The sequence below is a fragment of the Bartonella sp. bp_1 genome, from assembly GCF_055808085.1.
This window is the reverse complement of record NZ_CM147851.1, coordinates 788,302-812,953: the sequence shown is the minus strand read 5'-3', so window position 1 is coordinate 812,953 and position 24,652 is coordinate 788,302. Positions and strand designations below refer to the sequence as shown.

Here is a 24,652-nt window from a genome sequence, read left to right as displayed (position 1 = left end):
TTGCTCATCTCCCAAAACATCACGCCCTCACCAAACGCAAAGTTATTCTGACAATATCGCCCAGATTAGGTCATTTTTACATTTTAGGCGTATCCTTCCACATTTCGTCAAAGTCTTGTATCCATTTTGATAAAATTTGATAATATTCATCACTTGGAATTATGATTTCTCTTATCGTATCAAACATCTTCTTTTTAGGGTTCAAAGATTTGTATCCAATAAGACGAACGAAATCACCTTCATCAAACTGTAAAACTCTGCTACAATCATCAAATGCTTCATCTCCATCAGGAGCCCATTCTATTTCATTAGCAAGTATAAATTTATCTAATTCATCCTTACCAAGTCCAAAAAAATGCTTTTCTTTTTCCGAATATCGCCAATATGTGTTCTCATGTGCCCAAACAATTGCCTTTGCTGAAGCTTTACACAAAAACGGAGCGACGTGTTTACCTCGCTGTCTGAGTCTATCTTTTACTGTATTATACGAACAAGCTAACCATGTTGCATCTGGTTCCCGAACACCATAACAAACACCATCGAGATAAATAACAAAAAATCCCCATGCTAATGATCCAAGGTTTTCATATGCTTCGATCATTTCTGTTTCGATAGCAAAGTTATTTTTATCACCCACAATCATTTCAATTTTCCTTTAATGCCAAAATATTTTTGTATATCTGGCAGCGTATCGCTATGCGCTATGATCGATGTGCTCATACCTTCTTCACAGCTATATGCATCGCCGCTACAGTCATATTCTATCTTAATTAGTGAGTCATGAGCTTAGTTTAATCACTTGTAATTCGATCATATTAACGCCATTATATACATATAAAGTATGCGCATATTTATGGAGTATATTATGCCAGCCTTACAATTGCGGAAGCCAGTCAATCTATCTTTGAATGGGCAGCTTTTAAAAGAAGCACGCTCATACAGAATCAATATGTCTAAAGCAGCAGAAAACGGCATTATTGAAGCATTAAGCAAAGCCAAAACTGAACTATGGAAACAAGAAAATGCCATAGCGCTCGAAAGCTCCAATGACTATGTGTCTAAAAATGGGCTTCCTCTGGTAAAGCATCGGCAATTCTGATGGCGCGATATGATGTTTATCAGGGCAGCAATGATATTCTATTGCTGGACGTACAAGCTGATCTTCTTGACCAACTCAAAACGCGAATTGTCGTTCCTCTTATATTGCGCGATAAAGCCCCTTCTCCGGCACAAAAACTAAATCCAATCTTTAAGATTGGTAAGAATGATTATGTCATGGTTACACAATTCATGGCTTCGGTTGAAACTCCAGAGCTTAAATCGCTCATTACCAACCTATCCCATGAACATGATACGATCATTTCGGCACTAGACATGATCACACAAGGATTTTGATATTTAACTATCGTATCTATAAAAAGCCTAATCCTATGTTATGAAAACAAAAAGTGGGGAATAATGAACGAACTTATAAAACAAGGGGAAATAGGCGAAAACGCCCTCAATAAATGGCTATCGGACTCTCAGTTACCATATGTTTCCATCTGCCAGTCTCCAGAAACATTTACTCAGTTGTTTTCCGGCAGCACAAAAAGACCTGATTTCTTTTTATTGATCCAATCCATTGGACTAATTGCCATTGACGCTAAAAATTATACATATTCTGAAACTTATGACAATTATACCTTGAATTATAATGATGAATTAAGACGCGCCTTAATGTTCGAAAGCCTTTTCAGAATACCCCTCTGGTATGCTTATTATGATGAAACAGGAAATCAATGGTATTGGATAAGCGCACTCAAAACCCTTGAAAAAGGCGATCTAAGCAAAAGAGCGGCGACAAACCTGAAAGCTTTCTCGCCATTAAACGCGAGCATTTTGTAACCATAAAAACGGTTGATGAACTTTCCAAATTATATACACACCGTATTGATGATTTGAAGAAGCTATCTAAAACGATGTCATTCGAAACAAAACCGAAAGCTTATGCCAACAGAAGAAAGACTGATAAGGTCACATCAACCAACAAAGAATCACCAGAAAAAACGCATATAAATATCACTGCTCCAAATGATGTTTTAGAGAGCAAAAAGTCGTCTTTTCGACACTTCTTAAAATCTGTAACGCGCTGGTTTTAAGTGTTTTTTTGACCCTAATTGCTACAAAACTGCTACAAAAAATGCCAAATCTTTTTGCCTACATTTTACGATCTTATAACATATTGTTTTTATTGATGATTTTGGCGCACCCGACAGGATTCGAACCTGAGACCTCTGCCTTCGGAGGGCAGCGCTCTATCCAGCTGAGCTACGGGTGCGCATTATCCTAAAAAAAATAGAACTGTCCGCTTTCTAACCGACACATCTTCATTCATCAATGGGGAAAATAACATATACAGAATTATAGACGCTCACAGATAAGGTTAAATTTCTCACCGCAATGTGAATTAGACTTTTATTGCTACATCAACAGCATGCTGTTCTACTCAAAATTACTGACAGCCCAGCTCTGTCGATACTGCACATATGGGAGCGAATTATCATGCATCATACCAAACTTAAAAAAGTACTCTTTATCAGCAGCATATTGCTCGCAACACTATCAACAGCGTTTGCACGTGGCGGCACACTTAAAGACGGTACCGTCTCATCAGAAATACTCAACCGCGACATTCCATACAGTATATACCTACCGGAGGGCTATGATGATTCCAAAAGCGATTTTCCAGTTCTCTATCTGCTGCATGGTGCCGATGAAGATCAACACACATGGCAAGAAAAAGGTTCGGTTCAATATACGCTTGACGGACTAATCGCCCAAAAGGCCATAAGACCAATGATTGTTGTCATGCCAACCTTTGGACCAGAATCATGGTATACGGATGGCGCACATGAAAAGGACGCAGCCGCACTTGTTGATAATCTTATCCCTTATATCGAAAGCCACTATAAGACAGAAAAACAACGTTCCGGACGTTTAATCGGCGGCCTTTCCATGGGCGGCTATGGCGCCCTGAATATTTCATTACGCCAACCCAACCTTTTTTGTGGCGCCGCCATTCTCAGCCCTGCCATCTACGACCCTTTACCACCAATGGATTCTGCATCTCGTCGAGCCGAGCAATTTATGGGAAAAGATGGAAAGTTTAACGAGAGTCTATGGAAAAGCCTAAATTATCCGACAGCACTTGAAAGCTACAAACAAAAAAAGACCCCCGTATCCATGTGGATTGAAAGCGGCGACAATGACCGTTTGGGCATTGCCGTTATGTCAGCCAATCTCTATTGGCGCTTGCATACAATCCAACCGGACAATGTCGAGCTACGCATCATTAACGGGGACCATGAATGGCTGGTCTTCCGGGAATCTCTCATTCATGCCCTACCCTATATCGACCATCAATGCAGCATATCAACGGCTGAACCCAAATAGATAGCCAATAGACAAAAGCCGTGACGATTTAATCGATCACGGCTTCACCATAGTATTTTATGGACACCCAAGGACTTCTCTGGCTAGCCCCAAAAACATCTCTATGCCAATTTCAAGGCTTGATTCATCAATATCGAAATTATCAGCATGATGCACAGCCGGAATATCACTACCAATCATAAAGTAACAACCATAACCGCCTCTTTCACGAACACGTTGGATCATAAGAGAAGCATCATCCCCCCCGCCGATTGACCATTCAGGCAATATTTCTTTCAAGGCGGATATAGTATGCGCAACTTTCGTTACCATGGCCACAGCTTCGGGACTGTTCTGGTTGCCCGGCATATGGGTTTTAGGCTCCAATGTCAGTTTCACACCATGCATAAGAGCTGCACCATTGAGAATTTCATGAACACGCCCTGCCATAAAGTCATGTGCCTCTCGGTTCTCGGCACGTACCTCCAATAACATTTCGCAATGCTCAGGGATAACATTATATCCTTTGCCTGCGGATAATTGACCAACATTGACAAAGGTTTGCGAACCGGTAAAGCGGGCAATAGCATTAATATTCAATGTTGCTGTTGCGCCGGCCATAAGGGCATTTTTTCCCTCTTGCGGCCCCATAGCTGCATGCGCCCCGACACCGGTAAAAACAGCCTTCCAACGGGATGCAACCAAAAAGCCAATCGTATCAGCAGCCAAAGAGCCACTTGGTAGAAAACAACCAAGATGCTGACAGAAAAAGTAGTCGACATCATCGACAACACCTGCCGCAACCATCGGCTTGGCACCTTGGGCAATTTCTTCTGCAGGTTGAAAGATAAACTTGATCGTACCTTTCAGATTCTTCATTTGTGCAAGGCGAGCAGCTACGGCAAGACCTATGCCATTATGCCCATCATGACCACAGGCATGCATAAAACCTTCGCGACATGAACGATAGCCCCCCTCATTCGGCTCATGGTCTTGCGCCAATGTCTCTTCGACCGGCAATGCATCCATCTCAAATCGAAAAGCTAAAACAGGACCATCACCAAATGTTTTTGTTGCCACAATGCCAGTTTGCCCATCCGGCATTTTATCCATCCATTTTGCGATACCACCCGCCTGCAAAGCTTCCGCTTTTGCCTGCTCTACAGCAGCCACACTCGGTGGATCAATAATCTCACTCTTATCCATAACCTCAGGCCCAACCCTGACATCAAACCCCATCTTTTCAAGATAATCTGCCGTCAACGAAGCAGTCCGATAAACTAGAAATCCGGTCTCTGGAAAGCGATGGAACTCACGCCGCAACGTAACCGCAGGATTATCATTCCTATTAAAAATTTCATCGAATGACTTTGACATATCCTATTCCTTGATAATTCCGGTCGATGATTTGCGTGTCAGCAAAGAAACAAGAACAAAAGTAGCAGCATTCAACAACAACGCAATCATTCCCGTATTCATGAAACGAATGAAAGAAGGGGCATTGGGTACCTGTTGGGAAAAAGGCAAAGTCGAAAGGCTGAAATAAGCGATGACAGCGCCACCAACAATGATACTGGCAATGGCCGCATATTTATTACCGAAAGGACGCGGCAAAATGGCAAAAGCGAAAGTCGGTAAAAGTTGGGTCAGCAAACTGGAAGCAAATATACTTAAGGACACAAATGTTGCACCACCGCCCAAGGTAAAATAAACGGCAATCAAAGCAAAAAGAGGTAAAATAAATTTGGCAATTTTAGCAACATTGGCATCTGTTGTTTGAGGAGCTAGCCCCTCCTGATAAATATTTCTGGAAACCAGTGTTGAAATATTAAGCAGGATCATGGCTCCCGGTACGAGTGCTGTCAACAGACCGATACCGCCAATCAAACCGACAAACCAAGGACTAAAGGTCTGTTTGATCAGATAAAATAAAGCCAGATCTCCTTCTGCACCGGTCAATTGTGGAATCTTGAAAATTGCAGCAAATCCGACAAGAAACATGAAAGCCAAAACAATCTGATAGAGTGGCATTAAAATTGCATTCTTGCGAATAGCGCGTTCACTCTCGGCTGTGTAGATTGCAGTAAAGGCATGGGGATAAAGATAATAGCCAAGGCCGATAACCAGAATAGTCGTATTATACCAGGTCAGACTTAATCCCTCATCTGGCAATCGCAAAAATTCGGGCTTAGCCTGATTGATCATGGTGAACATCTCGGTGACACCACCATAATAATGATAAGGCAGGTAAAGACCTAAAAAGATTGCCATAATGAGGATCATCATATCCTTGAAAATAGCAATAATGGCAGAACCGCGAACGCCGGAAATGATTGTATAAACAACCATACCAATTGCCGCGATAAAAATAGCAATAGATGGAGTGATCGCACCATAGGAGGTTTGTGAAACAATAACACCCAGCCCACGCAGCTGGATAATAAGCAATGACGTCATGCCGATAGCGGCAATAATAGCAATTACAATGCCTAAGGCCTTACTTTGATATTTGGTCGCAAAGAAATCAGGAAACGATACAAGATTGTGTTTTTTTGCAAAACGCCAAACTGGGGGCAATATCCAGTAGGATGTTACAAAAGCCAAACAACCATAAGCAAGAATATAGAAAGTTGGCGCCCCTTTACTGTATGACCAGCCACTCGCACCTAAAAATGTAAATGTCGTAAAAACTTCACCGGCCATTAAGAAGAATACCATCAGGCTGCCAAATCCCCGGCCGCCGACGGTCCATTGCTCAAGGCTCATCTTACGCCCACGCTTGGCGTATATTCCAATAGCCAGAGCCAGAAGAAGGAAAAATCCTATAATAGGAAGTGCCGCATTCATTTGCCGCCCTCCTTATCGTTGGAGGAACGGTTGCTATCATCAGAATAAAAAATGACCGCCATAATCAGCGAAGAGAGGATAAGCCAAAGAATATTCCATAACATTAAAAATGGAAGGCCGAATAATAATGTATCGACATAAGCGGCGATATACCCACCACTTAAAAAACCTATAAACGGCAAAAAACCTAAATAATAAAGCGGTTTCATATCACCTCCATTACGCTGGCTGCATCTACCCGTATAGCTGCAGCTTTCCCCGACACGTCCATAGGCTTAATTGAAAGTTTTAAATAAAAAAAATTTATTATATAAATAGTGCAATAAATTATTTTAATTATAGGCAATCTAGATGTTAGCGAATAAAAATATGTCGTTACGACAATTGGAACTATTTACAATTGTTGCATATGAGCGGAACTTTACCAAAGCCGCCAAAAAAATTGGCATGACCCAGCCAGCATTAAGTATTGCTATTCGCCAAATAGAAGAAAAATTAAATACAAAACTGCTGTCACGCAACGCTCATACCGTGACTTTGACAAAAGCCGGAGATCGTTTCTTGCCTCAAGCCGAACGATTATTAGAAATAGCAAGACATGCATTCAAAGATATGCACGCAGATTTGGTCGGACAAAAACCAAAATTGCGCATCGGCGTTCCCCCTTCCATCATGGCGCGCTTTGCAACAATTTTACAAAAAATGAAAAAAAACAATTTCCCAAGTGACTTTACCGTTATTGATGGACCTGCAGAATATTTAACCAGACAACTACAAACCGGCAAATTAGATATTGCCTTTTCAATATTGACAGAACCGCATCCCGACTTGGTACAGACCGTTCTATTCCACGACGAAATCATCCTGCTCACCCACCACATGCATAAGCTTGCAGCCAACAACTCTATTGAATGGGGCGCGTTAAAAGATGAAGAAATTGTCGCCTTTCAACGCGGCAGCGCACGCCAACTATCTGAAGTTATTGTAAAACACCATCAAATGGCATTATCGACTATTTATGAGATTGATACACTTGCCTCTATCTATGGCCTTGTTCAAGCGGATCTTGCGGTTGCCCTTATACCCCGACTTTATACACTAGGCATGAAAACACAAAACATCAAAATCATTACACTTGAAAACCCGACTATAAAACGCGCAATGACCCTTTTGCGTCATCCCGACAAGATCATATCCAACCCCAATATCATTGCGTGTTATGACTTTATTTCAAATGAATTTCATAAAGGAACCAAAACAAGATAGCTTGTTTTCAATATAATGATTTATCACCTGAGTGTTTCAGGCAAGCACAGTATTGCAATAATGAGCCCAACAAGAGCAATCAAAGCCAGGCTGACAAAGGTCAATTGATAGCCATACCCGATAATCATAAGCCCAGCAAAAGTCGCACTTAATGCTGCACCTATACTCTGCACCATAGAAACAGCACCCTGCACAGCATTAAAATGCCCCTTTCCCCAGGTCATATCCGAAACAACAATCGGAAAAAGTGCTCCCAATATACCGGCACCGACACCATCAAGCAGCTGGATTGAGACTAGCCAAAACGGATTGTCAAACAAAGGATAAAGAAAACCGCGTAGACATAGAAAAGCAAAGGCCAGTAAAATAAATGGCTTCCGCCCCCAAAGGTCAGTCTTTGCTGTAACAAACAAAGAAACTGGCACCATTACAAGCTGGGCAGCAACAATACATATAGCAACCATCGAAGTTGCATGCTCAGCACCAACAAGACGGCTTAACAACTGCCCTAATATTGGCAGCATAGCGGCATTGGATAAATGAAAGAGTGCCATCAAACCGGCAAAAATCAGAACCACCCGACTTGTCAGAAGCATTTTAAGCCGAACCGGAGACTGCCCACTTTCCGCCATTCCCTGCATTGCCTGAACATTGATGGCACGAGCCGGTATTTTGGCAATAACCAAAATAGAAAGAACCGTCAAAACTGCCATGAGCCAAAAAACGAGAACTGGACCTAAAAAATAAGAACCAATGGCTGCAATAACGGCTGCAAAAACGTTACCTGCATGATTGAAAGCCTCATTACGACCGATACGGCGCGTAAAGTAACGCGGCCCCACAACACCAAGAGAAATACCGGCAATAGCAGGGGCAAAAAAACTAGCCGCCATACTCGCTAGCGCCTGCGTCACAGCAACAGCAGAGAAAGATGAAATAAACGGCAACAATAGACAACAAAATGTTACAACAAGCGAAGCCGCAATAACGATGAGACGCTTTGTTCTTAACCTGTCAATCAGGATACCGGCCGGCGTTAATGTCAACAACCCACAAATTCCGGCAAATGTTGCCACATAACCGATTGTTGCCTCATTCCATCCCTGTTGAGGCCCTTTTATCGCCAATAAATAGATTGCTAGATAAGGACCCAAGCCATCACGAACATCGGCAAGAAAAAAGTTTACTGCATCAAGGCGCGACCGATAGGATGAAGGATTATGCATGTCCATATCACACACCAAGAAAAGACGCTTTTATCTTGCTCTTCACGAAAAGGCCCAATTCAGAGGACATCTACATATTACAGTACGGAAATATTTACCAGATAGAGCCTTATTCATACTTGAGAAAGGAATCAAGAGTAAGCTTAGCGTTCAATTTCTCGAAGCGGAGCTGAACTTTGCGCAACTGTACTTTCATATTACTGGCAACAACAGCCATTCTCTCGACAGGCTGTCTCTCCAAATCACTTGACAACAAGACGCTTGCCAATGCTTCATCTGCTTCGACCTATTCAAATGAGACAACTTCCAGTATTTCCAGCCTTACCGCTTCATCACCAGTTGGAACGGCCGAATGGAAACACGCCTATGAACTTTATGAGCGACAGGCTGAAAACTATTGGAACAGGGTTGCTGAACTACGCAAAGTGCGAAATGACAAGAGAGCACGCGGCCTGACCATTGCAATGACTGATTATGTATTGACACAGCCCCCTGTTTATAACGGCCCTCCACGCCCATCAACAGGTGGCAGCCCCTCAACCGGGCAGCGCCCGTCTATACCGACAATAGATGATTTTATTGCGGCATCTCAAAAAGTTTATGGCTTTACACCGCAACGGCCATCAAACGAGCAGCAGTTTATGCAAGCCTATGCTCGTCAAGCACAAAAAGCAGGTTTCAGCCGTGATCAACTGGTTGCCATCTATGCTTTTGAAACTGGCGGCAACGGTACTTATGATTTACAAGCCGGCATGCTTCCAGGAAAAAAAGAGGCTCGCCCTATTTCCACGGCTATGGGATATCATCAACTTGTAGCAACAGCGAGCGTAAGCGTCATGTGGGAATATGGACAGACAATTGCAAATGAATTACGCCAACGCGCCGCATCCAGCAATGCCAGCGAGCGGAAACAACTGCTTTATAAAGCCGATGTCATCGACCGTATGACCAGACAAGCCAAAACAGTTCCGCATCAATGGGGAGAACAGGCAAAACTTGCTAAAACACAAGCAGGACTAGGCATCCATGCTATGTTATTGGATAAAGATGTCGGTCCCATGTTACAAATCCATAAACTTGCGACATCCCTTGCTTTTCTTAGACGCAAAGGGGTAAATCGCAACCTAAGCGGTGCAGAGCTTGAAATGCTTAACCTCACCGGTGACGGCAACGGTTATGATATGATTTCAATGCCTGTTGCTTATCGAGATAAAATACCGACATCCAATTTTTTTGTCCGCAATGGTTATGAACGCAACCCAGTTGCCAAGCATAACAGTACCGTCGCTCGTCTTCTTCAAGCAACAGAAGAAAAAATGCGCAACAATATGAAGCAAGACGGCGCAATGCTGCTCAACCAGTCCTTTAGCGCCAACCTGTTATCACAGCGTTAATAACCCGCTACTGACGTGCACGATCCAAAATACGCTTGCATTCGATTAATTCAAACAAGGCTTCCTGCAAAAGCGTTTTTGTATCTTTAGATGTACCATTGCTGCCGCCAATAAGCGGCAGACTATCGTCACCCTTCAAAAGACCAAAGAATTTTCGACCGCTTTTTTCTTCCTCGACATGCAAAGATTCATTGCTTGTTTCAGCCTGTTTCTTTTGCGCCACAGCCTCAACCGCAGCCATATCGCCATCAGCAAGGGCAACAATAAAATTAATACCGTTTTCTTTTAAAAGCTTCTGAACGCCCTTAATCGTATATCCCTGATCATACAGCAAATGCTTGATACCACGAACCAGATCAACATCTGCTGGGCGATAATAGCGGCGTCCACCACCACGTTTCATCGGCTTAAGCTGTACAAACCGCGTTTCCCAAAAACGCAATACATGCTGTGGCAAATCCAACGATTGCGCCACCTCACTAATTGTACGAAAGGCATCAGGACTTTTATCCATAACCACATTCCTGAAAAAGACCAAAGTAAGGTTCATATAAGAACACTTTACTTTGATTCTATCTGTTCATTGATTGGTTAAGATGATGTCGGATTCGCCAATGAAAGCAAACCAGACAGATTCTTTGTCCACGCTAAATTTAATAAAATTATCTGGCGCGCTTACGATGAGCATCCAAAATGCGCTGTTTCAGGACATTGGAAGCCTTAAAAGTCATAACCCGACGCGGCAGAATTGGTACAACTTCGCCTGTTTTAGGATTACGTCCGACACGCTGCGTTTTTGAACGCACCTGAAAAGTGGCAAAAGAAGAAAGCTTGACCGACTCGCCTCGCACAATGGCATCACCAATTTCATCAAGGATCATTTCGACAAGAGCTGAAGATTCGGTGCGGGACAATCCCACATCACGGCAAACAGCATTTGCAAGATCTACGCGCGTAATTGTTTTCTCTGCCATTGCCTGTTCCTCTCATTGTTGGTTATCAAAATTTTTATACCCCTTCCCGCTATCAGGTCAAGATATCAAAACACCTACCATCGAATTAATACGGCACCCCATGTAAAGCCGCCGCCCATTGCTTCGAGCATAACCAGATCATTCTTTTTAATGCGGCCATCCGCAACAGCGACCGAAAGGGCCAGAGGCACAGAAGCCGCTGATGTGTTGCCGTGACGATCGACTGTAATAACAACCTTTTCCTCGTCAATACCAAGCTTTTTGGCCGAAGCATCAATAATACGCTTATTGGCCTGATGCGGCACAAACCAGTCAAGCTCATTGGCATCAATCTTGGCTGCAGCAAAACAATCGTCAACAACATCCGTAATCATTCCAACGGCATATTTAAAAACTTCACGCCCCTCCATCCGCAAATGGCCTGTTGTTTGCGTGGTCGAAGGGCCGCCATCGACATAAAGCTTCTGCATATGGCATCCATCAGAGCGAAGTTTTGCCGCGATAATACCGCGCCCCTTCGCATCTTCCTCTCCATCAATGGCTTCAAGTATAAGAGCACCTGCACCATCACCAAAAAGGACGCATGTTGTACGATCTGTCCAATCAAGAAGGCGCGAAAAAGTTTCTGCACCGATAACCAAAACACGTTTTACCGCACCACCACGAATATAGAGATCGGCTGTTGTCAAAGCATAAACAAAGCCCGAGCACACAGCCTGTACATCAAAAGCCATACCATGATTCATGCCAAGCTCTTGCTGGATTTCAACAGCTGAAGCCGGAAAAGTATGATTGGGAGTTGCTGTTGCAAGAATGATCAGATCGATATCGTCAACCGTCAGTCCGGCATTTTCAAGAGCCGCACGCGCAGCCGCAGCGCCAAGAGAAACCGTTGTTTCCCCCTCCCCAGCAATATAACGCTGACGAATGCCTGTCCGTTGTACGATCCACGAATCCGATGTCTCAACCGTCTTTTCAAGTTCGGCATTCGTTACAACTCTTTTTGGCAATGCACTGCCGATGCCACAAACCGCAGACCGTATCATATTTTATTTCATTCCTTTATGCGATTAACGGACATATGAACTATCCGTCAGCCTGCGTTATATCTTCTTCAATCTTGGACAATTCAGGACGGTTCTCATGGAAATGGCGCAAATCAGCCGATATGCGTTGCAGCAATTTATTGTTGACCATCTCATAGCCGACACGAATAGCCGAAGCAAATCCATCACTATCTGTACCGCCATGGCTTTTGATCACAACACCATTCAGCCCCAATAAAACGCCGCCATTCACCCGCCCCGGATCCATCTTTTGGCGTAACTTATTAAAAGCACCAATAGAAAAAAGATAACCGATACGCGAAAAAATCGAACTGCGCATTGCATCACGCAACGTCTTGGCCATCTGTCTCGCAGTCCCTTCTGCAGCTTTCAGCGCAATATTGCCGACAAAACCTTCTGTCACAACGACATCAACCGTTCCTTTGCCAATATCATTACCCTCGACAAACCCCTTATATTCGAGTCCATCAAGCGTTACAGCCTTAAGCATGGCTCCCGCCTGCTTAATCTCGTCAAGTCCCTTGACCTCTTCAACACCAACATTCAAAAGACCGATCGTAGGACGCTCGACATTATAAAGCGCGCGGAACATGCCCGCACCCATCACAGCAAGATCGACAAGCTGATTGGCATCGGCACCAATCGTCGCCCCGATATCCAGAACAATACTTTCACCACGCAATGTCGGCCACACCCCGGCAATACCCGGACGATCGGCTTCTGCCATCATGCGTAGACAGAAATAGGACATCGCCATCAAGGCGCCGGTATTACCGGCGGAAACACAAGCATCCGCATCACCGTTTTTAACGGCCTCTATAGCATGCCACATAGATGACTTTCCACGGCCATTACGAAGCGCCTGACTGGGCTTTTCATCCATTCTTGTCGCAGTTTCTGTCGCGATAAAATTCGAACGCTCATATAATTGGGGATATTTTTTCAATACTGGCTCGACAGCATCCGCCAATCCATAAAAAATAAAATGTATATCAGGATAGCGAGCCGCAGCAATTGCCGCACCGGCAATCGTTACCTCAGGCCCATAATCACCGCCCATTGCATCGACCGAAATTTTAATCAAACCGATTTCCTATTCGTTATTTGCAATGTTTTTTACCCTATCATCAAAATAAGATCATCGGCCGAGCCGATATCTGAACCAACGTGTGAAAATACCGTTTTTATACATTCATACAACTGTAAAATTGACAGGAACCCTTATGTTTCTTTCAATTTTTTCAAAACAGAAAAAGGTGATACAGGCTTTTCAACGTCTTCTTTATTATCGGTTTTACCCGAATTTACCGTCGCGGCAAGGCTCGCAGCATCACTTTTGCGTGGATAAGGATCAATAGCCAACTCAAAAAACTCCTCGGCAACCGAACCGACATCAATTGTATCTCCAGAAAACACCTCCGGCGCATCACTGCCTTCCGCATCCAGAAAAATCTCTTGTGGATCATGCCCGCCTCTTTGACGGGTCAAACGCGAATCATCAGGTAAAAAAACCACTTCAACCGGCGTATCGATTACATTCGTCACAGGCTCGAGCGTTACCACACAACTTTGCACAACTTTTGCATGGATATGTCCCTTTAACCGTACACCGCGCCTTTTCCACGGCAAAAGCTGAAACTCGGCAGAAAAATCAAGGACATCAACCAGCCCATGATTTCTTGCCAGCTGCTTTCGTTCTTTGGCATCCGTCTGCAGTGTCAAATGCAGCCCTTTGGCCGCCAAAGGCACAACTTGTACAGGAAACCGCAAAGCATATTGCATTGTTGGGTAATCCATATTGGACATGCATTCTCCGAATATCTACCTTTTCAGTAAGGTGCTATAATATAAGGGCAACGACAGGCTGCAAGCAGAATATTCAGGATAAAATAACAGTCTGCCTTTATTCGTCCATTATTTTTCCTATTGTGCTGGCTTTACAAGCGGCAATCAGACGGGCTAGAAGGTGACTGGTCGCGACGACTGGTGCCGCACCATAGAGAATATGCGCCTTACGGCAACGATGGAGAATATCATTGTTTCAAACGACATATGTCAAAAATAGTCTGAAAAGCGGTATAGCCCTGAGCGTTTTAATCGTTGCGGCTGTAGGACTGGGAGCATGTAAATCACATGATGTCCTCAATACCAGCCAAACCTATAATGAAGGTTATATTCTTGATCAGGACGCCCTTGATTCGGTGCCTGTTGGTTCAAGCCGAGACCAAGTTATGCTTGCTATGGGATCGCCTTCCGTAACAGCAATGTATGACAATGAAGTTTTCTATTATATTTCGCAAACACGTTATCGTGGTGCGCAATTTATGAAATCCAAGATTGTAGACCGCAAAATTCTTGCAATCTATTTCGACAAGGATGGCAAAGTCGCCAAAATTGCAAATTATGGTCTTCAGGATGGCAAGTTGTTTGACTTTGCCTCACGCACTACACCGACTGCAGGTAAAGACCAGACTTTCCTTAACCAGCTGATAACAGGGGCCAAGGGCAGCCCTTCAGGCCTACCAACAACATCACGCTGATTTTTTCAGAAAGAATAAACAAAAGCCGCGTTTTGAACGCGGCTTTTGTTTTATCTGTAATCCTATTGTGCAATACGCAAAAAGCGCATCCGACACATGTCAATCGTCGCGATAAACTTTTTCACGACGTTCATGACGCTCTTGGGCTTCAAGAGACAAAGTCGCAATTGGACGCGCGTCCAAACGCTTCAGGCTAATAGGCTCACCTGTCTCTTCACAATAGCCGTAAGTACCATCGTCTATACGCTCAATAGCCGCATCAATTTTACTGATCAACTTGCGCTGCCGGTCGCGTGCGCGCAACTCAATTGCCCTATCCGTTTCCGACGAAGCCCGATCAGCCAAATCAGGATGATTTTCATTTTCTTCCTGAAGGCTTTCAAGCGTCTCTCGCGCTTCACGCAGAATATCATTTTTCCATTCGATAAGTTTGGCTCTAAAATACGCTTTTTGGCGCGCATTCATAAAAGGCTCATCCTCGCTGGGACGATAATCGAGTTCAATTTGATTGCCCATGGTTATCTCACCCGCAATATTACCAAATATTGATGGCTATATATTGACACATTTTCTTAAGTACAAGTCAAAAGATCGCTTATCTTGTGTTTTCAACATTTCATCATCAATGCCGTATAATTGGATACGACCGCCATGAAACGCCTTTTCAATAGAAATAGAGTAAAAAGTGATCTATCATAAAAAACAGATCAATATAAAACACTTGTCATGCAAATTTTTCTCCTTAGACATGCAGATGCCGAACTGACAGACAGTGGCCAGAGCGATCATGATCGCCCTCTTAGCAACAAAGGTCTTATAGAAGCACAGAAAGTCAGCCAGCAATTACAGCTTTTTTCATATAAAATCAGCACAGTTCTCTGTTCCAGTGCGCAACGCACACGCCAGACACTTTCCAAACTAGCTTTAGATAAAGCAACCTGCACCTTTGAGGAAACACTCTATTGGGGCAGTGGCCATGACTATTATCGGCTATTGCAACTTAAGGCATGTAGCGGACTGTTGATTATCGGCCACAACCCCTCCATATCGGCACTCATCCATCACCTAGGCTGCGCTCCCTATCCTGACTTCTCTTTACCAACAGCAGGACTTGTTGCCTTCCATTGCACTCAATCTCTTGAAAATGCACATATCGACCATTTTTTTAGTCCCTGAAAACGCCTTTTTTCCTTGTAATAAAAATAGACGACCCCATATCCCTACCCCATAGATCCGACGCATATGGAGATAAAGCACTGTCTATCGATCATATCCGTGAAGAAACACGTCTCGCTCTTTCAACAATTGGCGACCGGACGACCAATCTTTTTAATCCGACATTAAGATTAGGTGTAACGGGCCTGTCTCGCGCAGGTAAAACAGTTTTTATTACAGCTCTCATCCATCAGCTTCTACACTCATCCCGATTAACCCTGTTCAATGCGTCACATGAAGGACGGATAATCAACTTCAAAACCGATCATCAGCCGGATGATCAGATTGCACGCTTTGAATATGAAAAGCACCTTGCCTCAATCCTCAATGAGCGCTTATGGCCACAATCCACCCGTAACCTGTCGCAAGTCCGATTAACACTGGAATATGAATCCCGTTCGCGCCTTAAGAATATAATAGGACGCAACCGTCTTTCCATTGATATTATCGACTATCCGGGCGAATGGTTGCTGGACTTGCCACTGCTTGAAAAGAGCTATGAAGAGTTTTCGGCCAGCGCCTTGGCTCGTGCCACCAGTCCCCGTTATGAACCACATGCCCGAAAATGGCTCTCCCTTATCAGCAGTATCAATATTCTGGATAAGGCAGATGAGCAGACTGCAGACCGGTTGAGCGAGGCTTTTACAACTTATCTACATACGGTCAGAGAAGATGAAAATCTCTTATCCTTGCAAGCACCGGGACGCTTCCTTATGCCAGGAGACTTTGATGGTGCGCCGGTATTGCGCTTTTGTCCACTACCTCACCTAGGCAACCATAAATTGCCTGATGATTCATTAGGTGCCATAATGAAGCGCCGCTTCCAATCGTATAAAAAATATGTCGTTACACCTTTCTTTCGCAATCATATTGCCCGTCTTGATCGGCAGATTTTGCTTGTTGATCTGATGCAGGCATTGAATACGGGATATGACGCGATCGAAGAAATGAAAGACAACCTTTCCCAGATATTAAAAATATTTCGTCCCGGTGCCAATCACTGGCTGAAAAAAATATGGCGTCATCGCATTAGCCATATTCTGGTTGCAGCAACCAAAGCCGACCAAATCCATCATCAAAACCATAAAAAACTCAATATATTGATACAGCAAATGGTTGCACAAACCTTTCCACAAGCCGGCATCCAAGACGTCCAAATTGAAAGTTTTGCCATTGCCGCTATACGCACAACAAAAGAAGCCACCAGCAAAAGCAAAGATGATCCCCTGCCCCTGATCATCGGGACACCAATGCAAGGAGAACATATTGGTGACCATATCTTTGACGGTCATACAGAAACAGCCATTTTTCCTGGTGATTTGCCGGATACGCTTGATGCCTTAAAAACGGCAAATGGCCAATACCCGCTTAATTTTGTGCGCTTTCGCCCCCAACCGATCGAAAAAGACGGTGCCCTTGCTCATATCCGCCTTGATCGTGCAATGCAGTTCCTGCTTGGAGATATATTGTCATGACCAAACGTGCGCCCCGTGCCATTTCCGATCTTGCAACACTTGATATTCCAGAAGAAGACTTTTTCACCCATCACGAAAAACAAGAGCTTGATCAGCTCGATTATATAACACCGCAATCTACAAAATCAGGTTTCGGATGGGGTAAATTATTTTTCTTCGCTCTGGGCGCACTCATCATATTGGCTATAGGTCAGTGGATTGGAAACCTTATCCAGAATCTTGCTACGCAATCAACAATGCTCGGCTGGATAGCCTTTATTATTACCATCATCGCCCTTATAGCTCTTATTGCATTCATTATACGTGAACTTTGCGCCATATCCCGGCTGAAAAAAGTTGATCATATCCGGCAAAAAGCAGAACAAGCCACCTCTTCTGATGACATGGCTCTTGCCCGGCAAGCTATCCATGCATTGTCACAATTCACATCCGGCCAATCGCTTGCCATAGCTGGTAGACAGAACCTTGAACGGATCAAAAATGATATCATTGACGGCAGGCAGCTTATCCATCTAGGAGAACGGGAAATCCTTCGCCCGCTCGATCAAAAGGCGCGTAACTTGATATTAGGAGCGGCAAAACGTGTTTCCATTGTAACGGCTGTCAGCCCACGTGCCCTTGTCGATCTTGGTTATGTTGCCTTTGAATCCACCCGCCTTATCCGTTCTCTTGCTGAACTCTATGGCTGCAGACCGGGACGTCTGGGATACATATCATTGATCAAGCGTGTATTGACCCATCTTGCCGTAACCGGCACACTGGCTTTAGGAGACGGTCTTTTGCATCAAATCATAGGACAGAGTCTGGCTTCAAAGCTATCGGCCCGTCTAGGTGAAGGAGTCGTCAATGGCTTGATGACAACACGAATAGGAATCGCGGCCATGGATACATTGCGCCCTTTTCCCTTCGATGGCGAGAAGCGTCCAGGCTTAAATGAATTTGCCAATGAAATTATTAGGCTTTCCGACAAGGATACAACAAAAACATCATCACCCCCTAACAACAAAACCAATCATTAACCATTCCCGAGTCATAATGAAAATGCATATTTTCTCAATATGCTTGTATTAGCGTCTATCAGGCAGAGTATCTTTTATTATGAAAAAACTTCTTCTTTCTATCGCTTTATCTTGCGGTCTTTTGCCTGTGGCGTCTTTAAAAGCTTCAGCCGATCAGGATAAGGATTTTTTCCAGTCAATAGAAGGCACATGGAGCGGCCCCGGTGAAGTTGTCGCCGGTAAATATAAAGGTACAAAATTTACCTGTAACCTTTCAGGCATTTCGGAACAGACTGCAATAGGAATGACACTTGATGGCACATGCCGTGTTGGTGTCTTTTCACAGCCAATGAAAGCAACGGTCATCCGCAAGGGTTCCACATTTTCCGGTGCTTTTAATGATGGCGCCAAGGGGGAAGGTCTTGATGTGACTTCCGGCAAGGTTGGCAGCGACCATATGGTCTTCGCACTGAACAGGAAACAGCTGAATGGTGCCCTAATGGCAAGACTTTCAAGCAAAGGCGAAATGAATATTACTGTTTCAGTCAAACTGGATGAGGATCTTATCCCCGTTGTCGGCATGAAACTCAAACGTACTGGTGACGTTACACGTGATCTTGCTCGCAAATAATTGCAAGATAATATGTGATTACATTTTTAAAGCGTTAAATTTTGATAGGATCGGTTAAGATAGGTCAAGGCCGACTTTGCATCATGGCGAAGAATAGATAAAACTCGTCCAGTCAAAATATAATGCGTGGTATGCTCGTACCATTCACTCAATTCGCAATCGAAAGACGCCAAAGCATCCTTAAGAACCGGAGCTCCGGTTGCAAGCTTAGTCCATACAGCCTGTTGAAAACGCTCTTCATTCGATAAGTTTCCCCGACCGGCAAAAGCGTCCGATAACGGCTGGTGATGACCGGCCAGCGTATTGATACAAAAATTCTTATTTTCAATAAAAAAACGGTTTTCTTCGCGATTGCGCATCAGACAAACAAGAATAGTCGGCGGATTATCCGATAATGAACAGCAGGCCGATACAGTAACACCGCGTTGTCCAGCAGCCCCATTGGTTGTGACAATATGGACAGCAGCCGCAAAATGGCTCATCGCATCACGATAGCTTTCCGGCGAAACGGATAGGAATATATTTTTATCAGACATAATCACTATTTTTTCTTATTCATACCCTGCACTTATACAGCTTTTATAATCTTTCAAGAGCAAAAAGAACCATGAGATAATAAGCATCCATGCAAACATGCTCTTTGATGTTGACCGATTACATGTTGTCTATGCCGCGCTGACGGACGCACGACCTTTAAAAGGGAAGCTTAAACATCGTAGAGAGATATAAAAAAACTATGACAAAATCATTATACGCGGCATCTATCATACAATAGCTGCAACTAACAACCCATATCCGGTGTGGAGTGCGTTCAAATGAGGGTTTTATCACTATCGATCTCGTGCTAGCACAGAATTGATTTTCAGGAGAAGCCTATGTCACAGCCTATTATTGCCCCCTCTATTCTGGCATCCGATTTTTCAAAGCTCGGACAAGAAGTAACCGATGTCCTTGATGCTGGCGCCGACTGGGTACATATTGATGTTATGGATGGCCACTTTGTTCCTAATATCACATTCGGCCCCGATGTGGTCAAAGCCATTCGTCCATTGACCAAAGCGGTTTTTGATACCCATTTGATGATTGCGCCTTGCGATCCCTATCTAGAAGCCTTTGCAAAGGCCGGATCGGATATTATCACAGTCCATATCGAAGCAGGACCACATATCCACCGTTCGCTACAGGCTATCCGCGCTCTCGGCAAAAAAGCCGGTGTTTCAATTAATCCTGGCACACCAGAAAGCACTATCGAATACCTGCTGGACAGCCTTGACCTCATTCTGGTGATGACCGTCAATCCCGGCTTTGGCGGACAAAGCTTTATTCCTGAAACCGTGGAAAAAATAAAACGCATTAAATCCATGATCGGTAATCGCCCGATCGATCTTGAAGTAGACGGTGGCATTACCGACAAAACAATTGGCGCAGCCGCCAAAGCCGGTGCTAATGTTTTTGTTGCAGGCTCCGCCATCTATAAGGACGGCAATAAACAAATTTATGAAACGCGCATCAATACACTGCGCCAAGCAGCAAAAATCTAAAAGGAAACAACTATGATCCCGCGCTACTCCCGCCCCGACATGGTCGCTATCTGGTCACCGGAGACTAGATTTCGTATCTGGTTTGAAATTGAGGCACACGCTTGTGATGCCTTGGCAGAACTAGGCGTCATCCCGAAGGAATCAGCTAAAACCATTTGGGAAAAGGGTAGCAAAGCTGAATTCAATGTGGCTCGTATTGATGAGATTGAAGCCATAACGAAGCATGATGTTATTGCCTTTCTTACTCATCTGGCTGAGTTCATTGGCCCTGATTCCCGCTTTGTCCATCAAGGCATGACCTCATCGGACGTTCTTGACACCACACTCAATGTCCAATTGATGCGCGCCAGCGATATTTTGCTTGCTGACATGGATAAACTACTTGAAGCACTCAAAAAGCGTGCTTTTGAACACAAAGACACAGTTACAATTGGCCGCAGTCACGGAATCCATGCCGAGCCCACCACATTCGGTGTCAAACTGGCTCTGGCCTATGCCGAATTTTCACGTTGCCGCGACCGTCTCGTTGCAGCCAAAGAAGAGATATCGACCTGCGCAATTTCAGGCGCTGTTGGTACATTTGCCAATATTGATCCGCGCGTTGAAGAGCATGTGGCCAAGGCACTCGGCATGCGGCCTGAACCGGTCTCAACCCAGATTATTCCACGTGATCGTCATGCCATGTTCTTTGCAACCCTTGGCGTTATTGCCTCGTCAATCGAGCGTCTGGCTATTGAAATCCGCCATTTGCAGCGCACTGAAGTCTTGGAAGCGGAAGAGTATTTCTCACCCGGTCAAAAAGGCTCATCTGCCATGCCGCACAAGCGTAATCCTGTGTTGACCGAAAACCTGACCGGCCTTGCCCGCATGGTACGTGCCTATGCCAATCCGGCCATGGAAAATGTTGCCCTCTGGCATGAGCGCGACATCTCGCATTCATCGGTTGAGCGCTATATCGGCCCTGACGCCACCATCACACTTGATTTCGCACTGGCCCGCTTGACCAACGTCATTGAAAAATTGTTGGTTTATCCAGACAACATGATGAAAAACATGAATAAATTTCGTGGACTTGTCCACTCACAACGCGTTTTGCTGGCTCTGACCCAAGCCGGTGTCAGTCGTGAAGATGCCTATCGTCTTGTCCAGCGCAATGCCATGAAGGTCTGGGAACAAGGTAAGGACTTTCTTGAAGAACTGCTTAGCGACGAAGAAGTCCGCAAAGCACTTTCAGAAGAACAAATTCGTGAAAAATTCGATCTTGGCTACCATACCAAACATGTCGATACAATTTTCAAACGAGTCTTCGGATAAGGTTTATAGCTCGGCATAAAGGGCATCATTGTCCTTTATGTCGCCACAGCCATGAAAAAAAATCATTTCATCACACATGTCCTTATCGCACTGACAACACTCGTCGTCGTGGCGAGCAGTTTTTTTCACTGGCGCAGCACACCGCAAAAACCATCAACACCAAAAGCGCAAGAGCCTGTATCACATGATACCGGCAAGATGGCCTCTCCTTCCGTCACGAAAAACTGGTGTTTACAGCATGCGTTCCAATTTAAAAACTATATTGTCTGCAAGGTTAATCCAACACAGGATACAATCCGTCTTTTCCTCAATGATGATTCAGGCAAGCCTTTTCATTATTTCCGCAATGTTGTCCAATCTTTGAAATCACAAAAAAAGACACTAGCTTTTGCCATGAATGCCGGCATGTATCATAAGGATTACAGTGCTGTCGGTCTTTATATAGAAAATGCCAAAGAGCTATATCCGGTATCGACACGTGAAGGGCCGGGTAATTTCCATATGATGCCAAATGGTATCTTCTTCATTGAAGATGGCAAAGCCTATGTACGAGACACACAAAGCTATCTAAAAGAAACCCATAAACCGGATATTGCCACACAATCGGGTCCTATGCTGGTCATCAATAATGAAATACACCCCCGTTTTATTCCTAATTCTCCATTTCTTGAATATCGCAATGGCGTTGGTGTCGATGGTCACGGCATGGTTTATTTTGTTATTTCACAGACCAAAGTAAACTTTGACGAGATGGCGCGATTCTTCCGCGACATATTGAAAACCCCAAATGCACTTTTTCTAGACGGCTCTATTTCCAGCCTTTATGCACCAGAAATAAACCGTTATGATTGGTGGTACGCTTTGGGGCCGATTATCGGTGTTGTAATCGACACCCCTCCAGATCCATAATTATTCAACAGTTACCGACTTGGCCAGATTGCGTGGCTGGTCAACATCAGTCCCTAATAATACAGCTGTATGATAAGCCAAAAGCTGCACCGGCACGGCATAAACTAACGGTACAATAAATTCAGGAACATCCGGCAAGACCAAAGAGGATAAAGATCCCAATCCGGTCGTCTGAGCCCCCTTTTGGTCCGTCAGCATAATAATACGTCCGCCACGAGCGGCAACTTCCTGCATATTGGAAACAGTTTTTTCAAACCAGCGATCATGCGGTGCAACAACAATGACCGGCATGGTTTCGTCAATCAAAGCAATTGGACCATGCTTTAACTCACCGGCTGCATAACCTTCGGCATGAATATAGGAAAGTTCTTTCAACTTTAAGGCACCTTCCAAAGCCAACGGATAAGATGAACCACGTCCAAGATAAAGCACATTCTTGACATTCATCAGATCACGACTCATCGCTTCCACCTGCTGATCAAGCTTCAAAACCTCATTGATCAATCGCGGAGCTTCCGAAAGTTCACGCACATAGAACTGTTCCTGCTCTTCACTGATACGTCCACGTACACGTGCGGCTTCAATCGCCAATGATGCAAGGGCTGCTAATTGGCACGTAAAGGCTTTGGTCGATGCAACACCGATTTCTGGTCCTGCCAATGTCGGAAAAACATAATCAGCCTCACGGGCCATCGTCGATTCCGCGACATTAACAATTACAGCTGTTTTGATGCCTTTTTCCTTACAATAACGTAGAGATGCCAATGTATCCGCTGTTTCTCCCGATTGAGAAACAAAGACAGCCAAAGTATCCTTATCAAAAGGTGGCTCACGATAACGAAACTCGGAGGCAACATCATTCTCAACAGCAATACCGGCAATCATTTCAAACCAGTATTTGGCAACCAATGTTGAATAGAAGGCTGTACCACAACAACTGAATGAGATGCGCGAAACCTTTTTCCAATCGATACCATCTTGATTCTTCCGCACAATATGCGAACCGAAATCGAGATAATGGGCCAATGTATGAGAAACAACTTCCGGCTGTTCATACATCTCTTTTAGCATAAAATGACGATAATTGCCTTTACTGACCAGAAAAGCAGAACCGGTAGACTTCATCTCAGGTCGGCTAATCTCTTTATCGTTTGAATCATAGATTTTAACCGTTTTATGTGTAAGAACAGCCCAGTCCCCATCTTCCAGATAGGCAATACGGTCCGTAAAAGGTGCTAAAGCGATTGCATCCGAACCGACAAACATCTCACCATCGCCATAACCGATAGCAAGTGGAGGACCTTGGCGTGCTGCAATAATCAGATCGTCATGCCCTTCAAATATAAAGGCAAGGGCAAAAGCTCCACGAATACGTTTCAACGCAGCGCTGACAGCCTGAGCCGGCGCCTTACCTTCATTGATGATATCCGTTACCAGATGGGCAACCGCCTCGGTATCTGTTTCCGTTTCAAATTTGTAGCCCTTGGCTTTCAATTCGTCACGCAACTCAGTGAAGTTCTCGATAATACCATTATGTACAACGGCGATATGATCAGTCATATGAGGATGGGCATTGCGCTCAACCGGCCCGCCATGAGTGGCCCAACGTGTATGCCCAATGCCCGTTGAACCGTTTAAATTAACAGTCTTGAGCTTCTCTTCCAGATGTACAAGCTTTCCTTCAGCACGCAATCGTTGCAAGCGATTACCTTCAAGCGTTGCGACACCGGCAGAATCATAACCGCGATATTCAAGCCGCTTTAATCCGTCGATCAAAAGAGGCGCGACTGGGCGTTTACCCAAAATACCGATAATGCCGCACATAAAAAGCTCCAATCCTT

General features: G+C 44.3%; 27 protein-coding genes, 1 tRNA gene and 1 pseudogene. 15 read left to right on the top strand and 14 right to left on the bottom strand.

Features of this window, described 5'->3' with window-relative positions:
- Positions 1–76: 76 nt before the first annotated feature.
- A complete protein-coding gene (locus ACYZ97_RS04080) occupies positions 77–643 on the bottom strand; it encodes an Imm42 family immunity protein (protein ID WP_473300205.1) in 567 nt (188 codons plus the stop codon).
- A gap of 38 nt (positions 644–681) precedes the next feature.
- Between ACYZ97_RS04080 and ACYZ97_RS04075 the strand changes: the two are divergent.
- From ACYZ97_RS04075 to ACYZ97_RS04060, 4 genes and pseudogenes are all read left to right on the top strand, one after another.
- Positions 682–774, top strand: a pseudogene (locus tag ACYZ97_RS04075) (IS5/IS1182 family transposase); the annotation flags it as partial.
- Between the two features lie 79 nt (positions 775–853).
- Complete coding sequence (locus tag ACYZ97_RS04070; RefSeq protein WP_473300204.1) at positions 854–1,099, top strand: type II toxin-antitoxin system CcdA family antitoxin; 246 nt, start codon at positions 854–856, stop codon at positions 1,097–1,099.
- Complete coding sequence (locus ACYZ97_RS04065; protein WP_473300203.1) at positions 1,099–1,395, top strand: CcdB family protein; 297 nt, start codon at positions 1,099–1,101, stop codon at positions 1,393–1,395. Before ACYZ97_RS04070 ends, ACYZ97_RS04065 begins: the two co-directional genes overlap by 1 nt.
- A 63-nt stretch (positions 1,396–1,458) precedes the next feature.
- A complete protein-coding gene (locus ACYZ97_RS04060; protein WP_473300202.1) occupies positions 1,459–1,887 on the top strand; it encodes a hypothetical protein in 429 nt (142 codons plus the stop codon).
- Positions 1,888–2,243: 356 nt separating this feature from the next.
- Here ACYZ97_RS04060 and ACYZ97_RS04055 read toward each other — a convergent pair.
- Positions 2,244–2,320: transfer RNA gene (locus ACYZ97_RS04055), tRNA-Arg, on the bottom strand.
- Between the two features lie 224 nt (positions 2,321–2,544).
- Here ACYZ97_RS04055 and ACYZ97_RS04050 point away from each other — a divergent pair.
- The gene (locus ACYZ97_RS04050) at positions 2,545–3,435 is read left to right on the top strand and encodes an alpha/beta hydrolase (RefSeq protein ID WP_473300201.1); all 891 of its coding nucleotides are present in this window, start codon (positions 2,545–2,547) and stop codon (positions 3,433–3,435) included.
- Between the two features lie 57 nt (positions 3,436–3,492).
- Here ACYZ97_RS04050 and ACYZ97_RS04045 read toward each other — a convergent pair whose 3' ends face one another.
- From ACYZ97_RS04045 to ACYZ97_RS04035, 3 genes are read right to left on the bottom strand one after another with little or no spacing between them, the layout of a single operon-like run.
- Positions 3,493–4,791 (bottom strand): amidohydrolase, encoded by a 1,299-nt coding sequence (locus tag ACYZ97_RS04045; RefSeq protein WP_473300200.1) that lies wholly within the window; start codon positions 4,789–4,791, stop codon positions 3,493–3,495.
- A 3-nt stretch (positions 4,792–4,794) separates the two neighbouring features.
- Positions 4,795–6,261, bottom strand: a complete 1,467-nt coding sequence (locus tag ACYZ97_RS04040; protein WP_473300199.1) for a sodium:solute symporter family protein — start codon at positions 6,259–6,261, stop codon at positions 4,795–4,797.
- Positions 6,258–6,470 carry a DUF3311 domain-containing protein gene (locus ACYZ97_RS04035; RefSeq protein WP_473300198.1) on the bottom strand — a complete coding sequence of 71 codons (213 nt, stop codon included), beginning with the start codon at positions 6,468–6,470 and terminating at the stop codon, positions 6,258–6,260. The genes ACYZ97_RS04040 and ACYZ97_RS04035 overlap by 4 nt, the downstream gene beginning before the upstream one ends.
- Positions 6,471–6,612: 142 nt before the next feature.
- On the opposite strand from ACYZ97_RS04035, the gene ACYZ97_RS04030 reads away from it, so the two are divergent.
- The gene (locus ACYZ97_RS04030; RefSeq protein WP_473300197.1) at positions 6,613–7,527 is read left to right on the top strand and encodes a LysR family transcriptional regulator; all 915 of its coding nucleotides are present in this window, start codon (positions 6,613–6,615) and stop codon (positions 7,525–7,527) included.
- A gap of 23 nt (positions 7,528–7,550) precedes the next feature.
- Here ACYZ97_RS04030 and ACYZ97_RS04025 read toward each other — a convergent pair whose 3' ends face one another.
- Entirely contained in the window at positions 7,551–8,759 is a 1,209-nt protein-coding gene (locus ACYZ97_RS04025) for an MFS transporter (RefSeq protein WP_473300196.1), read from the bottom strand.
- A gap of 170 nt (positions 8,760–8,929) precedes the next feature.
- On the opposite strand from ACYZ97_RS04025, the gene ACYZ97_RS04020 reads away from it, so the two are divergent.
- Entirely contained in the window at positions 8,930–10,147 is a 1,218-nt protein-coding gene (locus ACYZ97_RS04020) for a hypothetical protein (protein WP_473300195.1), read from the top strand.
- A 7-nt stretch (positions 10,148–10,154) separates the two neighbouring features.
- Here the strand turns inward: ACYZ97_RS04020 and ACYZ97_RS04015 are convergent, their stop codons facing one another.
- The 5 genes from ACYZ97_RS04015 to ACYZ97_RS03995 form a co-directional block, all read right to left on the bottom strand.
- Positions 10,155–10,661: a MerR family transcriptional regulator gene (locus ACYZ97_RS04015; protein WP_473300194.1), complete on the bottom strand. Its 507-nt coding sequence runs from the start codon at positions 10,659–10,661 to the stop codon at positions 10,155–10,157.
- Between the two features lie 148 nt (positions 10,662–10,809).
- A complete protein-coding gene (locus ACYZ97_RS04010; protein WP_473300193.1) occupies positions 10,810–11,121 on the bottom strand; it encodes an integration host factor subunit alpha in 312 nt (103 codons plus the stop codon).
- 74 nt (positions 11,122–11,195) lie between these two features.
- Positions 11,196–12,167, bottom strand: coding sequence for a beta-ketoacyl-ACP synthase III (locus ACYZ97_RS04005; RefSeq protein WP_473300192.1), 972 nt, complete (start codon positions 12,165–12,167; stop codon positions 11,196–11,198).
- A gap of 40 nt (positions 12,168–12,207) precedes the next feature.
- Positions 12,208–13,272 carry a phosphate acyltransferase PlsX gene (gene plsX, locus ACYZ97_RS04000; RefSeq protein WP_473300191.1) on the bottom strand — a complete coding sequence of 355 codons (1,065 nt, stop codon included), beginning with the start codon at positions 13,270–13,272 and terminating at the stop codon, positions 12,208–12,210.
- Between the two features lie 137 nt (positions 13,273–13,409).
- Positions 13,410–13,985: a YceD family protein gene (locus ACYZ97_RS03995; RefSeq protein ID WP_473300630.1), complete on the bottom strand. Its 576-nt coding sequence runs from the start codon at positions 13,983–13,985 to the stop codon at positions 13,410–13,412.
- A 239-nt stretch (positions 13,986–14,224) separates the two neighbouring features.
- On the opposite strand from ACYZ97_RS03995, the gene ACYZ97_RS03990 reads away from it, so the two are divergent.
- Positions 14,225–14,728: an outer membrane protein assembly factor BamE gene (locus tag ACYZ97_RS03990; protein WP_473300190.1), complete on the top strand. Its 504-nt coding sequence runs from the start codon at positions 14,225–14,227 to the stop codon at positions 14,726–14,728.
- A 99-nt stretch (positions 14,729–14,827) separates the two neighbouring features.
- On the opposite strand, the gene dksA is transcribed toward ACYZ97_RS03990, so the two are convergent.
- Positions 14,828–15,244, bottom strand: a complete 417-nt coding sequence (dksA, locus tag ACYZ97_RS03985) for an RNA polymerase-binding protein DksA (RefSeq protein ID WP_473300189.1) — start codon at positions 15,242–15,244, stop codon at positions 14,828–14,830.
- Between the two features lie 210 nt (positions 15,245–15,454).
- Between dksA and ACYZ97_RS03980 the strand changes: the two genes are divergently transcribed.
- The 4 genes from ACYZ97_RS03980 to ACYZ97_RS03965 all read left to right on the top strand — a co-directional run bounded on the left by ACYZ97_RS03980 (position 15,455) and on the right by ACYZ97_RS03965 (position 19,047).
- Positions 15,455–15,904 carry a SixA phosphatase family protein gene (locus tag ACYZ97_RS03980; RefSeq protein ID WP_473300188.1) on the top strand — a complete coding sequence of 150 codons (450 nt, stop codon included), beginning with the start codon at positions 15,455–15,457 and terminating at the stop codon, positions 15,902–15,904.
- Between the two features lie 86 nt (positions 15,905–15,990).
- A complete protein-coding gene (locus ACYZ97_RS03975; protein WP_473300629.1) occupies positions 15,991–17,418 on the top strand; it encodes a YcjX family GTP-binding protein in 1,428 nt (475 codons plus the stop codon).
- A complete protein-coding gene (locus tag ACYZ97_RS03970; RefSeq protein WP_473300187.1) occupies positions 17,415–18,437 on the top strand; it encodes a YcjF family protein in 1,023 nt (340 codons plus the stop codon). The genes ACYZ97_RS03975 and ACYZ97_RS03970 overlap by 4 nt, the downstream gene beginning before the upstream one ends.
- 79 nt (positions 18,438–18,516) lie before the next feature.
- The gene (locus ACYZ97_RS03965; protein ID WP_473300186.1) at positions 18,517–19,047 is read left to right on the top strand and encodes a hypothetical protein; all 531 of its coding nucleotides are present in this window, start codon (positions 18,517–18,519) and stop codon (positions 19,045–19,047) included.
- A 26-nt stretch (positions 19,048–19,073) separates the two neighbouring features.
- Here ACYZ97_RS03965 and ACYZ97_RS03960 read toward each other — a convergent pair whose 3' ends face one another.
- On the bottom strand, positions 19,074–19,583 hold the full coding sequence (locus ACYZ97_RS03960) for a flavin reductase family protein (RefSeq protein WP_473300185.1): 510 nt from the start codon (positions 19,581–19,583) through the stop codon (positions 19,074–19,076).
- 339 nt (positions 19,584–19,922) lie between these two features.
- Here ACYZ97_RS03960 and rpe point away from each other — a divergent pair, with 339 nt between their 5' ends.
- The 3 genes from rpe to ACYZ97_RS03945 are packed head-to-tail and all read left to right on the top strand — an operon-like array spanning position 19,923 to position 22,811.
- Positions 19,923–20,588 (top strand): ribulose-phosphate 3-epimerase, encoded by a 666-nt coding sequence (gene rpe, locus ACYZ97_RS03955; RefSeq protein ID WP_473300184.1) that lies wholly within the window; start codon positions 19,923–19,925, stop codon positions 20,586–20,588.
- A gap of 12 nt (positions 20,589–20,600) precedes the next feature.
- Complete coding sequence (purB, locus tag ACYZ97_RS03950; protein ID WP_473300183.1) at positions 20,601–21,902, top strand: adenylosuccinate lyase; 1,302 nt, start codon at positions 20,601–20,603, stop codon at positions 21,900–21,902.
- A gap of 51 nt (positions 21,903–21,953) precedes the next feature.
- The gene (locus tag ACYZ97_RS03945) at positions 21,954–22,811 is read left to right on the top strand and encodes a phosphodiester glycosidase family protein (protein WP_473300182.1); all 858 of its coding nucleotides are present in this window, start codon (positions 21,954–21,956) and stop codon (positions 22,809–22,811) included.
- On the opposite strand, the gene glmS is transcribed toward ACYZ97_RS03945, so the two are convergent.
- Positions 22,812–24,635: a glutamine--fructose-6-phosphate transaminase (isomerizing) gene (glmS, locus tag ACYZ97_RS03940; RefSeq protein WP_473300181.1), complete on the bottom strand. Its 1,824-nt coding sequence runs from the start codon at positions 24,633–24,635 to the stop codon at positions 22,812–22,814.
- Between the last annotated feature and the right edge of the window lie 17 nt (positions 24,636–24,652).